Consider the following 14,979-nt stretch of genomic DNA (forward strand, 5'->3'; position numbering starts at 1 on the left):
CCCTGGATACAGGTCAAGCCCGGTCCCCCACAAGGGACCGGGCTTGAACCCTCTCTACAAAAAGTGTCCGGCGGCGACCTACTCTCCCACACACTCCAGTGTGCAGTACCATCGGCGCAGTGGGCCTTAGCTTCCGGGTTCGGGATGGGACCGGGCGTTTCCCCCACGCTATGACCGCCGTAACTCTAGAACAACACCCGCTCCCACACCACCACACAACACACACCCGCCTAAAAGGACCGGGCGTGTACCTGTGGTGGGGTACGAAGGTGTCGTAAACCTAAATTCACAACAACACTATTCAACTACTGACTCTGACCCACACCACCAGACCACCCCAAACGGGAGGCCCACGGGTGTTGTGGGGTTGTTGGCAGAGAACCGCCTAGTGGACGCAAACACGCAATTGTTCAATTGACACTCATCGAGCACACTCATATGAGTGTGGTGTAAGTGATCGGCTTATTAGTACCAGTCAGCTTCACGCATTGCTGCGCTTCCACATCTGGCCTATCAACCCAGTAGTCTAGCTGGGAGCCTTCACACCCGAAGGTGACGGAGATCTTATCTTGAAGCCGGCTTCCCACTTAGATGCTTTCAGCGGTTATCCATCCCGAACGTAGCTAATCAGCGGTGCACTTGGCAGTACAACTGACACACCAGAGGTTCGTCCGTCCCGGTCCTCTCGTACTAAGGACAGACCTTCTCAAATCTCCTGCGCGCGCAGCGGATAGGGACCGAACTGTCTCACGACGTTCTAAACCCAGCTCGCGTACCGCTTTAATGGGCGAACAGCCCAACCCTTGGGACCAACTCCAGCCCCAGGATGCGACGAGCCGACATCGAGGTGCCAAACCATGCCGTCGATATGGACTCTTGGGCAGGATCAGCCTGTTATCCCCGAGGTACCTTTTATCCGTTGAGCGACGTCCCTTCCACACGGTGACGCCGGATCACTAGTCCCAACTTTCGTTCCTGCTCGAGCTGCCGCTCTCACAGTCAAGCTCCCTTGTGCACTTACACTCGACACCTGATTGCCAACCAGGCTGAGGGAACCTTTGGGCGCCTCCGTTACTCTTTAGGAGGCAACCGCCCCAGTTAAACTACCCACCAGGCACTGTCCCTGGACCCGATCAGGGCCCGAAGTTAGATGCCTAACAACACCAGAGTGGTATTTCAACGACGACTCCACAACCACTAGCGTGGCCGCTTCACAGTCTCCCACCTATCCTACACAAGTGATGTCAAACACCAATACCAAGCTATAGTAAAGGTCTCGGGGTCTTTCCGTCCTGCTGCGCGTAACGAGCATCTTTACTCGTAGTGCAATTTCGCCGAGTCCACGGTTGAGACAGCGGGGAAGTCGTTACTCCATTCGTGCAGGTCGGAACTTACCCGACAAGGAATTTCGCTACCTTAGGATGGTTATAGTTACCACCGCCGTTTACTGGGGCTTAAATTCAGAGCTTCGCCACAAGGACTAACCCTTCCTCTTAACCTTCCAGCACCGGGCAGGAGTCAGTCCGTATACATCGTCTTACGACTTCGCACGGACCTGTGTTTTTAGTAAACAGTCGCTTCCCCCTGGTCTCTGCGACCACCACCAGCTCACCAAAGCAAGCCTGGATCACCAGGGTGGTCCCCCTTCTCCCGAAGTTACGGGGGTATTTTGCCGAGTTCCTTAACCGTGGTTCTCTCGATCGCCTTAGTATTCTCTACCTGACCACCTGTGTCGGTTATGGGTACGGGCGGTACAAGCCCTCGCGTCGATGCTTTTCTTGGCAGCATAGGATCACTGAATCCCCCACAAAGTGGAGTCCCATCAAGTCTCACCCATATAACGAGTCCCGGATTTGCCTAGGACTCGGGCTACACTCTTAGACCCAGACAACCATCGCTGGGCTCAGCTACCTTCCTGCGTCACACCTGTTAATACGCTTGGCTCCCCGGTTCAGGTCCTGCGCTCCTCGTACACGTCGTACCCACAAGGGGCACGCTCTAGCACGATTCGGGCAGTTAGTATCACCAGTTCACCATGGGCGGTCTTATACCGGTACGGGAATATCAACCCGTTGTCCATCGACTACGCCTGTCGGCCTCGCCTTAGGTCCCGACTAACCCAGGGCAGATTAGCTTGACCCTGGAACCCTTAGTCATTCGGCGGACACGTTTCTCACGTGTCTTTCGCTACTCATGCCTGCATTCTCACTCGAACACACTCCACAGACGAGCTTACGCTGCTGCTTCACCGCAGTGTTCGACGCTCCCCTACCCATCCAGTCCGCAAGGGACTAAATGCCACAGTTTCGGTGGTGTGCTTGAGCCCCGCTAAATTGTCGGCGCGGAATCACTTGACCAGTGAGCTATTACGCACTCTTTCAAGGGTGGCTGCTTCTAAGCCAACCTCCTGGTTGTCTAAGCAACTCCACATCCTTTCCCACTTAGCACACGCTTAGGGACCTTAACTGGTGGTCTGGGCTGTTTCCCTCTCGACCATGAAGCTTATCCCCCACAGTCTCACTGCTGCGCTCTGACTTGACCGGCATTCGGAGTTTAGCTGACGTCAGTAACCTTGTAGGGCCCATCGGCCATCCAGTAGCTCTACCTCCGGCAAGAAACACGCAACGCTGCACCTAAATGCATTTCGGGGAGAACCAGCTATCACGGAGTTTGATTGGCCTTTCACCCCTACCCACAGCTCATCCCCCCAGTTTTCAACCTAGGTGGGTTCGGTCCTCCACGCGCTCTTACACGCGCTTCAACCTGGCCATGGGTAGATCACTCCGCTTCGGGTCTAGACCCAGCGACTCAAACGCCCTATTCAGACTCGCTTTCGCTACGGCTTCCCCACACGGGTTAACCTCGCCACTGAGCACTAACTCGCAGGCTCATTCTTCAAAAGGCACGCCATCACACCCCTATAGGATGCTTTGACGGATTGTAGGCACATGGTTTCAGGTACTATTTCACTCCCCTCCCGGGGTACTTTTCACCATTCCCTCACGGTACTGATTCACTATCGGTTAGTAGGTAGTATTTAGGCTTACCAGGTGGTCCTGGCTGATTCACACAAGATTCCTCGAGCCTCGTGCTACTCGGGATACACTCACAGGCCGGCGGAACGCATTACGACTACGGGACTCACACCCTCTACGGCGAAGGACTCAACCTTCTTCGTCTATACGCCCGCACCTCAACCCGGAGGACTGGTAGATCCCCCACGTAATGTCCCACAACCCCGGCCACGCAACCCCTACCAGGTATCACACGCAACCGGTTTAGCCCCATCCGCTTTCGCTCGCCACTACTCACAGAATCACTACATTGTTTTCTCTTCCTGTCGGTACTGAGATGTTTCACTTCCCGACGTTCCCTCCAACCGGTCTATACATTCAACCGGTGGTCACACACCATCACAGCATGCGGGGTTTCCCCATTCGGAAATCCTGGTATCAACGCTCGGTTATCAGCTCCACCAGGCTTATCGCAGATTCCCACGTCCTTCATCGGCTCCTACTACCAAGGCATTCACCATGCGCCCTAAAACACTTACGACCGCCATCACAGTAGCTGCGATGACACTCACAAATAAGTGCTCGACTAAAAATTGACACAAAAAAGACTGACCACACCAAAGGTGTGACCAGCATGATTCGAGTATTTTGTTCAAAAGAACAAAGATGCTCGCGTCCACTATGCAGTTCCCAAACAACAACCCCCACCACCATCACCAACCCGCATAACACGGATCGGCTACCTGAAGCCGAGGGCCAGATCATGAAACAACCATTGTTGTCTCAGGACCCAACAGTGTGCCAAGCACCACAGAATATAGACACCAGCTCTCTTTCCGACCCCACGTGATCCCACACAAGTGTGAGCGTCAGGCGTACCGGAGAAACTAATGCCAAGACCATGATGACGATTCGTTGATATTCCACCCTTGAGCAAACCACCAGTCACACGAACGGCGACATGAAGTGGCGGACCCGACTCGGGTCCTGCTCCTTAGAAAGGAGGTGATCCAGCCGCACCTTCCGGTACGGCTACCTTGTTACGACTTAGTCCCAATCGCGAGTCCCACCTTCGACGGCTCCCCCCACAAGGGTTAGGCCACCGGCTTCGGGTGTTACCCACTTTCGTGACTTGACGGGCGGTGTGTACAAGGCCCGGGAACGTATTCACCGCAGCGTTGCTGATCTGCGATTACTAGCGACTCCAACTTCACGAAGTCGAGTTGCAGACTTCGATCCGAACTGAGACCGGCTTTTAGGGATTAGCTCCACCTCACAGTATCGCAACCCATTGTACCGGCCATTGTAGCATGCGTGAAGCCCAAGACATAAGGGGCATGATGATTTGACGTCGTCCCCACCTTCCTCCGAGTTGACCCCGGCAGTCTCCCATGAGTCCCCACCATTACGTGCTGGCAACATAGGATAGGGGTTGCGCTCGTTGCGGGACTTAACCCAACATCTCACGACACGAGCTGACGACAACCATGCACCACCTGTGAACCGACCCCGAAGGGAAACTGCATCTCTGCAGCGATCCGGTCCATGTCAAGCCTTGGTAAGGTTCTTCGCGTTGCATCGAATTAATCCGCATGCTCCGCCGCTTGTGCGGGCCCCCGTCAATTCCTTTGAGTTTTAGCCTTGCGGCCGTACTCCCCAGGCGGGGCACTTAATGCGTTAGCTACGGCGCGGAAAACGTGGAATGTCCCCCACACCTAGTGCCCAACGTTTACGGCATGGACTACCAGGGTATCTAATCCTGTTCGCTCCCCATGCTTTCGCTCCTCAGCGTCAGTAACAGCCCAGAGACCTGCCTTCGCCATCGGTGTTCCTCCTGATATCTGCGCATTTCACCGCTACACCAGGAATTCCAGTCTCCCCTACTGCACTCTAGTCTGCCCGTACCCACTGCACACCCGAGGTTGAGCCTCGGGCTTTCACAGCAGACGTGACAAACCGCCTACGAGCTCTTTACGCCCAATAATTCCGGATAACGCTCGCGCCCTACGTATTACCGCGGCTGCTGGCACGTAGTTAGCCGGCGCTTCTTCTGCAGGTACCGTCACTTTCGCTTCTTCCCTGCTGAAAGCGGTTTACAACCCGAAGGCCGTCATCCCGCACGCGGCGTCGCTGCATCAGGCTTTCGCCCATTGTGCAATATTCCCCACTGCTGCCTCCCGTAGGAGTCTGGGCCGTGTCTCAGTCCCAGTGTGGCCGGTCACCCTCTCAGGCCGGCTACCCGTCATCGCCTTGGTGAGCCATTACCTCACCAACAAGCTGATAGGCCGCGAGTCCATCCAAGACCGATAAATCTTTCCACCAGCACCCCATGCGAGGACTGGTCGTATCCGGTATTAGACCCAGTTTCCCGGGCTTATCCCAGAGTCAAGGGAAGGTTACTCACGTGATACTCACCCGTTCGCCACTAATCCAACCGTGCAAGCACGGTCTTCATCGTTCGACTTGCATGTGTTAAGCACGCCGCCAGCGTTCATCCTGAGCCAGGATCAAACTCTCCATTAAAAAATTAATAAGAGACAGCATCCACAATCAACAACAAACAGACCAGACCCTGCCAGAAAAACAAGGCCCTCACGATCCGCTCATCATCAACCACAGACACCAGTTAATGAATCCTTGGCTAAATTTGCGATCACTATCACGGGGGTGATAATGTCACTGTTATAACCAAATAAATAATTTGGTATCAACAAACTTGGCACACTATTGAGTTCTCAAACAACAACCGCTACCGGCACCATCAGAAGTTTTTCTCTGAATCGCTCCGAAGCAACTTTGTAAGCTTACCAACAAGCTTCCGCTTCGTCAATTCGGCGTTTCCACCGTCTTGACCCGACTCGAAGTGAATCACTCAGCAGTGAATACTCACTGCCAGACCGACTCGAACTCGTCGTCTGCGCGGTTCTCAACTCTACGTCCTGATCTTCGCTGCCGTCAACTCGAGGTCAACACCATATGAACACCAGAAAAACCGTGGTCTCGAACCCCCCGAACACTACACCAGCCAGCACCATCACCACGACCAGATGGCCGGTGAATCCTGCTGCCAGGACCATGTCCTGTATGGGGAGAAGCTATGTGGTTATCAAAACTAAGGTCTTCATCGGTCCGCCGTGGCTTTCCGCTGTGCGCCCTTGAGCACGAGATAGAACTTTACACATGCCCTGCCGAGTCCGCAAACCAGAACCCGTGCGACCTGCATCACACCCCGGCATCCCCGTGACCTGGGGGTTTTTGCACCCCCACACAGGAGGCCGGGTCGCCACTGGTGGACCAGGGGGATCTGCGGATCAGGTCCGGTTCTGGCCAGATCCGGTTCAGACCCGGTCTAGATCGCAGCTGATCTAGACCTGTTGCAGCAGGGAGGGCCGGAAGACCCAGCGTCCCTCGCTCCGGTGCAGCAGCGCGAGTGCTTCGGTGAGCATGGCCGCCCGGAACACCGGGGTGTCGAGTCCGGCGTCGCCGGCATCGCTGCTTCGGTACCCCTGCAGCACTTCGGCACTCACCTGTTCGAACCAGAGTCCGGGATCAAACGCCGAGGCATCCCCTTCGGCAGTCTGCGGAAGAGCGTCGTTGCGGGACGCCTCCATCACGACCTCTGCCAGAGAGATCAGCAGCGAGACCACATCGCGCATCGGCAGGGCATGCTCAGACATGCCACCCTGTTCGTCGACGATCGATCCCCCGTCCTGCTCATCGGTGAGGATTCGCTCCAGGGTCAGTGCACCGTGGATCTTCTGCAGGCTCATCGGCTGATCGGTCTCGCGGAGCTGCGAGCTCAGTCGGTCGACGATGTCGGGCAGCTCCTCGGGCACCGTTTTGTCGAGGTTCTCACGGACCTGGGTCCGCTGCTCTTCCAGCGACGCAGCAGCCTCGTTGATCATCGTCTCCAGCTGAGCGCCGGTCTGGGGGTGGGCGCCGAAGGTTCCGGCCAGGTCTGCATGGAAGTCCCCGAGGGTTCTTCCCAGCTGGGCGGCCTCTGCGAGGAAGTCTGAGCCTTGGTGCAGCGCGGTCCGTGCCTGAGCCGCCACGGGAGCCCACGCGATCGAGGACTCACGGATGATGCCGAGATCTCCGCTGACCCACTTGCGCTCCCCAGTGGCTGGGTTCGTCTCCGGCCAGCTTCCGGTGACCGCTCCGAGCACGCGGGAGACGGTGCCGCTGCCGGTTCGTGACATGCGCAGCACGGTGTCGATGGGCGCTGAGCGCTGGTGGGTCGGCTGCCGGAAGAAGTCGACCACGGTCTTGCGGGTCTCTGCGTCTCCACCGTCGATGGTGACCGCGGTCCGGGTCGCGTCTGGGGTCGGCGGGGTCAGCGGGGTGCGCTGGAGCTTGGCGGTGAAGGCGGGCCAGGTGTCGAACTCGGCGAAGGCCTCCCCCCGTGAGCGGCCGTTGCGGCTGCCCTGTCCGCGGCGGGCCATCTCGTGCCATGCGGCGAGGAAGGCTCGATCGTGGGCCCCGTCGTAGACCCAGAGGTCACCCTCGGCGGCCCGGAGCCGTCCGATGAAGGCGGTCTTGCCGGCCAGCGCCGAGGGGCGGCTGCGCAGTGCCATCGGCACGGCCACCCGGGCCTGGCCACCCGCGTGGTCGACATGAAAGATGTGCAGTTCGAGGTGGACCCACTGATCGGGGTCACCCTCCGGGGCGGGGAGCCGCAGACCACCGACACGGGTGATCACACGGCGGCCTGGCGCGGCCTGGAACCAGGACTGCTGAGACAGCCAGGTTCCCACCAGGTCCAGGAATCCGGACTGTTCCTCGCCTCGGAAGCTGACCATCTACTGCCGTGCCCCCTGGCGTCGCATCGCGATCTCGTAGAGGCTGATGCCCACTGCCATGGAGGCGTTCAGGGACTCCGTGGCCGAGCTGATCGGGATCGAGACGATCTGGTCGCAGGTCTCGCGGACCAGCCGGGAGAGTCCCTTGCCCTCTGAGCCGACCACGATGATCACCGGCTCCTGGGCCAGTTCGATGTTCTGCAGCGAGATGTCACCCCCGCCGTCGAGCCCCAGCACGAAGAAGCCGAGCTGCTTGGCCTCCTTCAACGCCTGGGTGAGGTTCTTCGCCCGCGCCACCGGGATCCGCGCGGCGGCACCGGCGGAGGTCTTCCAGGTGGTGGCGGTGACGCCGGCGCTGCGGCGTTCAGGGATCAGCACGCCGTGGGCCCCGAAAGCTGAGGCGGCGCGCAGCATGGCGCCGAGGTTGCGCGGATCGGTGATCGAGTCACAGGCAAGGAACAGCGGCTGGTGTGGGATATGCCCCTTGGCGGCGCGCTCCAGCTCGTTCTCGGCCAGGTCCAGCACATCGACATACTCGTAGGGCTCGAGCAGCAGCGCCAGACCCTGATGGACCGCGCCGCCGGTGGAGTTGTCCAGATGCCGACGGGTGACCTCGCGGACCCGGACACCGGCCTCGGCGGCGAACTGCAGCGCCTCCCGGACGCGTCCGTCGGACTCCACATCGGTGGCGACGTGCAGCTCCTTGGCGGGGACGCGTTCGCGCAGCGCCTCCAGCACGGAGTTGCGTCCGGCGACCATGTCCTCAGCACCGAACCCGGAGCCGCGCTGGCGCGGCTGACTGCTCCTGGTCTTTGCGGCCGCTCGATCCGCGAGCATCTTCTCTCGGTGCGCCTTGTGGTAGACCCGGTCCTCCGCCTTGGGCGTGGGTCCCTTGCCGCGCAGCGCGCGTCGTCCCTGTCCCCCGGAGCCAGTCTGGGGGCCCTTCTTCTCTCTGCGGATCGCAGCCGATTTCGGCCGTGAGTCTTTCGCCATGTTCAGCCTTTCCTGGCCCCGGCAGCGGGGCTGGTGGTCGAACTCGGCTGGGCGAGTGCCCAGCGAGTTCCATCTTTGGAGTCTTCAAGGGCGATCCCGGCTCCGGTGAGCCGGTCGCGGACAGCGTCGGCGCGGGCGTAGTCCTTCGCGGACTTCGCCTCCACGCGTTCTTCGAGCAGCGCCTCGATCAGCTGGGTCAGCGCAGCCTCGGCGTGGGAGTCTCCGGCAGATCCGGCGTCGGGGACGTCGCTGAGCCCGAGCACCTTGATCATGGTGGTCACGGCTCCGGCGCTGCGGGCCAGACCGTCGAGGTCTCCGGCGTCGAGCGCGATGTTCCCGGCGCGCACGGTCTCATGCAGCACCGCCAGCGCCTGTGGGACGTTGAGATCATCGTTCATCGCCGCGGTGAACCCGTCGGGGACGTCGAGGTCGGCGCTGCGCTGCTGCGCGGTGAGGGTCTGGGCGGCACGGGTCAGGAAGGTCTCGATCCGCTCGACGGCGGCCTGGGCCTCCTGGAGCGAGGTCGGCCGGTAGTCCAGCTGGGAGCGGTAGTGGGCCTGCCCCAGGAAGTAGCGCACGGCGCGAGGCCGGGCGGCGGCGAGCATCTCCTCCGGGGCGATCGTGTTGCCTACGGACTTCGACATCTTCTCCCCCGCGTAGGTCACCATCCCGTTGTGCAGCCAGAAGCGGGCGAACCCGTCCCCGGCGGCCGCGGACTGCGCAAGCTCGTTCTCGTGATGCGGGAAGCGCAGGTCCAGACCGCCGCCGTGGATGTCGAAGCTGCTGCCCAGGTACTTGGTCGCCATCGCCGAGCACTCCACATGCCAGCCGGGTCGACCGGCGCCCCAGGGTGCGTCCCAGCGGGCGGTCTCCGGGTCGGTGGGCTTATGGCCCTTCCACAGCGCGAAGTCACGCGGGTCACGCTTGCCGCGCGCATCGGCGTCGGCGGCGTCCTGCATGTCCTCGGCGCGCTGGTGGGTGAGCTCCCCATAGCGGGGCCAGGAGCGGACGTCGAAGTAGACGTCGCCGGAGCCGTCCTGGGCCGGGTAGGCGTGCTCGGCGTCGATCAGTCGCTGGATCAGCGCGAACATCTCGGTCATGTGCCCGGTGGCGCGCGGCTCGTAGCGCGGGCGCTTCACCCCGAGGGCGTCGTAGGCCTGGTGGAAGGCCTGTTCAAAGCGGTAGGCCAGGGCGAACCAGGGCTCCGCAGCCGGGTAGCCGGGGCTGGGAGTGTGCTCGGGCTGATGGGACAGCGCCGACTTCTCCAAGATCTTGTCGTCGATGTCGGTGACGTTGCGGACGCTGAGCACGTCGAAGCCGCTGTGCTCGAGCCAGCGGATCAGGATGTCGAACGCGACCGCCGACCGGACGTGGCCCACATGCGGGCGACCCTGCACGGTGGCGCCGCAGTAATACAGGGACACCCGGCCCGGCTCAAGGGGCTCGAAATCTCGCACGGTCGCCGTCTTGGTGTCATAAAGTCGCAGTGCCACGCCGCCAGCTTATCCGGTCCCCGGTTCAGAACGTGTAGATCACCGCGTTCAGCACCTACGGCAACCCGGCCGGAGCGTCGAGAGGACCACGGTCAGAGCGGGTAGATCACCGCGGTGGCCGTAGCCAGGATGCCTTCGCCGCGGCCGGTGAAGCCGAGTCCGTCGGAGGTGGTGGCGCTGATCGCGACCGGCGCCCCGGCCGCCGCGCTGAGCACCTGCTGGGCCTCCTCGCGGCGCGGACCGAACTTCGGCCGTCTGCCGACGAACTGCACAGCGATGGATCCGATCCCGAAGCCCGCCGCCGCCAGGATGCGGGCCGCCTCGGCCAGCAGCTGTGCTCCTGAGGCGCCTTCCAGCTCTGGTCGTGCCGTGCCGATGGTGTCGGCTCCGAAGTGCACGCCGAGGTCGCCGAGGCCTGCGGCGCTGAACAGCGCGTCACAGCAGGCGTGAGCCACGGCGTCGCCGTCGGAATGACCGGTCAGACCCTGCTGGTCCGGCCAGAACAGTCCGGCCAGCCAGAGGTCCCGGGGTTCCTCGGCGACGGCGAAGGCGTGCACGTCGTGGCCGATTCCCACCCGCGGCAGCACCGGTCGGCCCGCCGCAACGGGCTCGCTGCTCTGCAGCAGGGCCTGGGCCGCGGCGAGGTCGGCGGCGGTGGTGATCTTCACGGCGCTCTCGGAGCCGGGGACGACGGCGACGTCGACTCCCATCGCCTCAGCGATCATGGCCTCGTCGGTGAGCGCCTCGACCTGGGCGTCGGGGAGGTCCCCGATGAACGCGAAGGCCTGCTGGAGAAGTTCGAGGGTGAAGCCCTGCGGGGTCTGCACCGCGCGCAGCGAGGAGCGCGGCACGGTCTCCTCGACCTGCTCGGCCCCGGTGTCGGGGTGCGGCTCCGGATGCACGCGCTTGATCGTGTCGGTGACCGGCAGCGCCGGGACAACGGCGGCGGCGCCCGCCTCCACCGCGGCGAAGACTCGGGCGTAGACGGTCTCGGGCGTCATGGCTCGGGCGGCGTCCTGGATCAGCACCGTGCTGGCCGCGGGGTCCCAGTCCGCTGCTCCCGCGCTGAGCAGGCACTCGACTCCGGCGCGCACCGAGGAGGACCGGTTCGAGCCTCCGCGGGTGAAGAACACCGGAACCCCTGCGGCAACGCCGAACTGTTCACCCACGGCGCTCAGCTGGTCGTAGCTGGCCTGATCGCCCGGGAGCACCAGCACCACGGCGTCCAGTCCACGGCTCAGGCCGTGGAGTCGCTGCAGCACGTGGGCGAGGATCGGCCGACCGCCGAGATCCACGCAGGCTTTGGGCATCCCGTGGCCGAGTCGCTCGCCGCTGCCGGCGGCCACAACGATGAGCGCCCGGCGCGCTGTGACAGGATCTCCTGTCCCGGCGTCCGGGCGACTCATCGATGGTGCTCCGTGCGGGGCGACCATGGCTGCCGGTGCGACCTGTGGTCCCACCTGGCTCATCTCTACTCTGCGACCTTCTCTGGCTCTGCCGGAGTCGGTGCCTGGTCGAGGATCTCGTCCAGGAGCTTCGCAGCATCTTCTTCGTCGAGCTTCTTTGCAAGAGCCAGCTCCGAGACCAGAATCTGCCGGGCCTTGGCAAGCATGCGCTTCTCCCCCGCGGAGAGACCGCGGTCGTTCTCACGTCGCCACAGGTCACGCACGACCTCGGCGACCTTGTTCACGTCACCGGAGGCGAGCTTCTCAAGGTTCGCCTTGTATCGACGGGACCAGTTGGTGGGCTCTTCGGTGTACTCGGCACGCAGCACGTCGAAGACGTGCTCCAGGCCTTCTGCACCGACGACATCGCGCACGCCGACCAGGTCGACGTTGTCTGCTGGCACCTCGATGGTCAGATCTCCCTGGGAGACCCGAAGCTTGAGGTACATCTTCTCTTCGCCGCGGATGGTGCGGGTCTTCACTTCTTCAATCGTCGCCGCACCGTGGTGTGGGTATACGACCGTCTCGCCGACCTCAAAATTCATGTAAGTATTCCCCTTTCCCGACCTCGAGTTTATCACGCGTCACAATTGGCCCCGCGTGTCGTTCCGGACCCCCTCCGCCGTCACGACATAGGGTGCGCCTCCATCCGATTTCGACATCCTGTAGAATTAGCCGCAGATCAGACCAACACGTGGGCAGGGGCTTCCTTCGCTGACGTGGACGACATCTGCGCTGCATGCCGCTCCCCCCGGGTCCCACACCGCGTACCCTGGAGCTGTTCTGCATCGCTTCAAGCCTGTGAGGAGACTCTCCACGTGAAGTTCTCAGCCGATAAGACCCGCCGCCTGGCAGCGGTCTCCGTGGCGGCCGCCGCGCTCCTGGGCGCCAGCGGCTGCAGCGCCGTGAACTACCAGGCCACCACCCAGCAGTATTCCGCCTCTGACGGCACCCGCGCCGAGATCGAGAACGTGCAGTTCCGCCACATGGCCTTCATCACCGACGAGGCCGGCAACCCTGCCCGGGCGATGGGCTCGATCATCAACAGCGGCACCGAGGACGTCGAGGTGGAGCTCGACGTCGACGGCGAAAGCTTCGCAGCGACCCTGCCGGCCGGGGAGAAGGTCTCCCTGGAGCTCGACGAGGAGCTCGTCGTGGAGTCCTTCCAGGGCGATCCCGGTGACATGCATGAGATCACCGTCGCCGTCGACGGCGAGACCAAGCAGGTCCTGGCCTCGGTCTTCGACGGGGTCCTCCCGGAATACCGGCACCTGCTCCCCGACGGCTACGACGAGTCCATGACGGAGCACCTCGTGCATGGCCCCGACACCTGGGGCAGCGGCGCCGCGCACCACGACCCGGACGACGCCGGCCACTGACGCTCGGCTGGACGTACAGAGAGGGCCCGCTTCCACTACGGAAGCGGGCCCTCTCTGTACGTCGAGGCGCCGATCCGCTCAGGACGCTGAGCTGGCCTCGCGCAGCAGCCGGCGCAGCCGGTGCGGATCGATCCGCCAGAAGTCCTTCACCTGACCATCGATGCGCAGCACCGGAATCTCCTCCGCGAAGCTGGCCAGCAGCTCCGCATCGTCGGTGATGTCGCGCTCCAGGACCGGCACGGAGAACTCCGCACAGACCTCACGCGCCACCGCCATGGCCTCCTCGCACAGGTGACACCCCTGTTTGGTGAGCACCTCGACCTCGACCGACCGGCTCATGACTGATCCTCTCCTTATCGGACTCTGCTGGTGGGACGAGGAAACCCCGGCCGCCTGCTGGCTGCCGGGGTTTCCTCACGCTTCCAAGAAGTCTTATTTCTTGTTGCGGCGCTGGTGACGAGTCTTCCGCAGACGTTTGCGGTGCTTCTTCTTCGCCATGCGCTTGCGGCGCTTCTTGATCACTGAGCCCATGGGGTGCAGTCCTTGTCTGTAGGTAAACAACGAGAAAAAGGTCTCGGAACAGTGTAGCCGCAACGCCCTGCTGGGGCAGAATCGGGGACCGCCGTGCAGGTTCGGTGTGACCTGGCGGTTCGGCCCGGGCCGAGAGGTTCAGTCGAACCAGGGGTCCAGCCCGTAGAGCGGGAAGATCTCCCTGCGGGTCTGCATCACCGCGCGGTCCACCGCGTCAGAGGGGTCATAGCCGAGCTCCCAGGAGCGCCACCACAGCTCCGCGGCATCGCCCATGGTCTCGGGGGTCTCGACCTCGAAGCGCTCGCGCACATGGTCTCTCCAGGCCCGGGGCACCGGGGTCTTCAGCGACACCGGTGAACCGACGAGGATGCCGGTCAGGTGCGCCCAGCTGCGCGGGACCACCGTGTGCACCGCGTACCCGCCCCCGCCGGTGGCGATCCAGCGTCCCTCGCAGTGCTCGTCGGCGAGGTGGGCAATGTCCAGGGCGCTCTGCCGCTGCGCGTCCACGCTGAGCTGCAGATCCGAGAGCGGATCGTCGCGGTGGGAGTCGCAGCCGTGCTGGGAGACGATGACCTCGGGTTCGAACGCGGCCACCAGCTGCGGGATCACCGCGTGGAAGGCGCGCAGCCATCCGGCGTCACCGGTGGTCTCGGGCAGCGCGATGTTGACCGCCGACCCCTCGGCCCCGGGGCCCCCGGTCTCGTTGGGGAACCCGGTGCCGGGGTAGAGCGCCACCCCGGTCTGATGGATCGAGATGGTCATCACCCGCGGGTCGTCGTAGAAGATGTCCTGGGTGCCGTCTCCGTGGTGGGCGTCGACGTCGATGTAGACCACGCGGCGGGTCCCCTGGTCCAGCAGCAGCTGGATCGCCACCGCGGAGTCGTTGTAGACGCAGAAGCCTCCGGCCCGGGATCGCGCGGCATGGTGCATCCCGCCGGCGAAGTTCAGCGCCCGCACCGCGGTGCCGTCGATCAGCGCCTGGGCGCACTGCCGGGTCCCGTCGACGATCCGGGCGGCGCCGAGGTGGATCTCGCTGAACACCGGGGTGTCCTCGGTGCCCAGACCGTGGTCGGTGGAGGGGCGGCCGTGTTCCGCGGCGTTCTTCACGGCGGTGATGTAGTCGCCGGAGTGGACCGTGCCCAGCACCGCATCAGAGGCGATCTCGGTGCTGAGCTGCCGCACGTTCGCGCCGCTGAAGAGGTCGAGCTCCTGACAGAGCTTCGCCGTGAGATCCAGCCGGACAGGGTCCATGGGGTGGTTGGAGTTGAAGCGGTACTCGAGCAGCGCCTCGTCCCATACGACGGCGGTGGGGACTTCTCCCACGG

The 14,979-nt window shown here is 62.7% G+C and carries 9 protein-coding genes and 3 rRNA genes; 1 reads left to right on the plus strand and 11 read right to left on the minus strand.

Annotation, left to right across the window (positions count from 1 at the left end; translation table 11 throughout):
* Positions 1-65: 65 nt before the first annotated feature.
* From rrf to BCL67_RS11115, 8 genes are all read right to left on the minus strand, one after another.
* A 5S ribosomal RNA gene (gene rrf / locus BCL67_RS11080) occupies positions 66-182 on the minus strand.
* Positions 183-445: 263 nt separating this feature from the next.
* Positions 446-3,555: ribosomal RNA gene (locus tag BCL67_RS11085) — 23S ribosomal RNA — on the minus strand.
* A gap of 457 nt (positions 3,556-4,012) precedes the next feature.
* Positions 4,013-5,537, minus strand: a 16S ribosomal RNA gene (locus BCL67_RS11090).
* Together the 16S, 23S and 5S rRNA genes form the textbook arrangement of a ribosomal RNA operon.
* A gap of 842 nt (positions 5,538-6,379) precedes the next feature.
* Positions 6,380-7,813: a maltokinase N-terminal cap-like domain-containing protein gene (locus tag BCL67_RS11095; RefSeq protein ID WP_106123506.1), complete on the minus strand. Its 1,434-nt coding sequence runs from the start codon at positions 7,811-7,813 to the stop codon at positions 6,380-6,382.
* Complete coding sequence (gene rlmB / locus BCL67_RS11100) at positions 7,814-8,806, minus strand: 23S rRNA (guanosine(2251)-2'-O)-methyltransferase RlmB (RefSeq protein WP_106123507.1); 993 nt, start codon at positions 8,804-8,806, stop codon at positions 7,814-7,816. It lies immediately after the preceding gene.
* A gap of 2 nt (positions 8,807-8,808) precedes the next feature.
* Entirely contained in the window at positions 8,809-10,299 is a 1,491-nt protein-coding gene (gene cysS, locus BCL67_RS11105) for a cysteine--tRNA ligase (RefSeq protein ID WP_106123508.1), read from the minus strand.
* 92 nt (positions 10,300-10,391) lie between these two features.
* Positions 10,392-11,768, minus strand: a complete 1,377-nt coding sequence (gene ispF / locus BCL67_RS11110; protein WP_308738000.1) for a 2-C-methyl-D-erythritol 2,4-cyclodiphosphate synthase — start codon at positions 11,766-11,768, stop codon at positions 10,392-10,394.
* Between the two features lie 2 nt (positions 11,769-11,770).
* Positions 11,771-12,289: a CarD family transcriptional regulator gene (locus tag BCL67_RS11115; RefSeq protein ID WP_106123509.1), complete on the minus strand. Its 519-nt coding sequence runs from the start codon at positions 12,287-12,289 to the stop codon at positions 11,771-11,773.
* A 273-nt stretch (positions 12,290-12,562) separates the two neighbouring features.
* Between BCL67_RS11115 and BCL67_RS11120 the strand changes: the two genes are divergently transcribed.
* Positions 12,563-13,123, plus strand: a complete 561-nt coding sequence (locus BCL67_RS11120) for a hypothetical protein (RefSeq protein WP_106123510.1) — start codon at positions 12,563-12,565, stop codon at positions 13,121-13,123.
* A 78-nt stretch (positions 13,124-13,201) separates the two neighbouring features.
* On the opposite strand, the gene BCL67_RS11125 is transcribed toward BCL67_RS11120, so the two are convergent.
* From BCL67_RS11125 to BCL67_RS11135, 3 genes are all read right to left on the minus strand, one after another.
* A complete protein-coding gene (locus BCL67_RS11125; RefSeq protein WP_106123511.1) occupies positions 13,202-13,462 on the minus strand; it encodes a glutaredoxin family protein in 261 nt (86 codons plus the stop codon).
* Between the two features lie 93 nt (positions 13,463-13,555).
* A complete protein-coding gene (locus BCL67_RS11130; protein WP_081652675.1) occupies positions 13,556-13,654 on the minus strand; it encodes a 30S ribosomal protein bS22 in 99 nt (32 codons plus the stop codon).
* Positions 13,655-13,792: 138 nt separating this feature from the next.
* The gene (locus tag BCL67_RS11135) at positions 13,793-14,977 is read right to left on the minus strand and encodes an acetoin utilization protein AcuC (protein WP_258174983.1); all 1,185 of its coding nucleotides are present in this window, start codon (positions 14,975-14,977) and stop codon (positions 13,793-13,795) included.
* Positions 14,978-14,979: the final 2 nt, after the last annotated feature.

Source organism: Nesterenkonia sandarakina (assembly GCF_003003175.1).
GTDB lineage: Bacteria > Actinomycetota > Actinomycetes > Actinomycetales > Micrococcaceae > Nesterenkonia > Nesterenkonia sandarakina_A.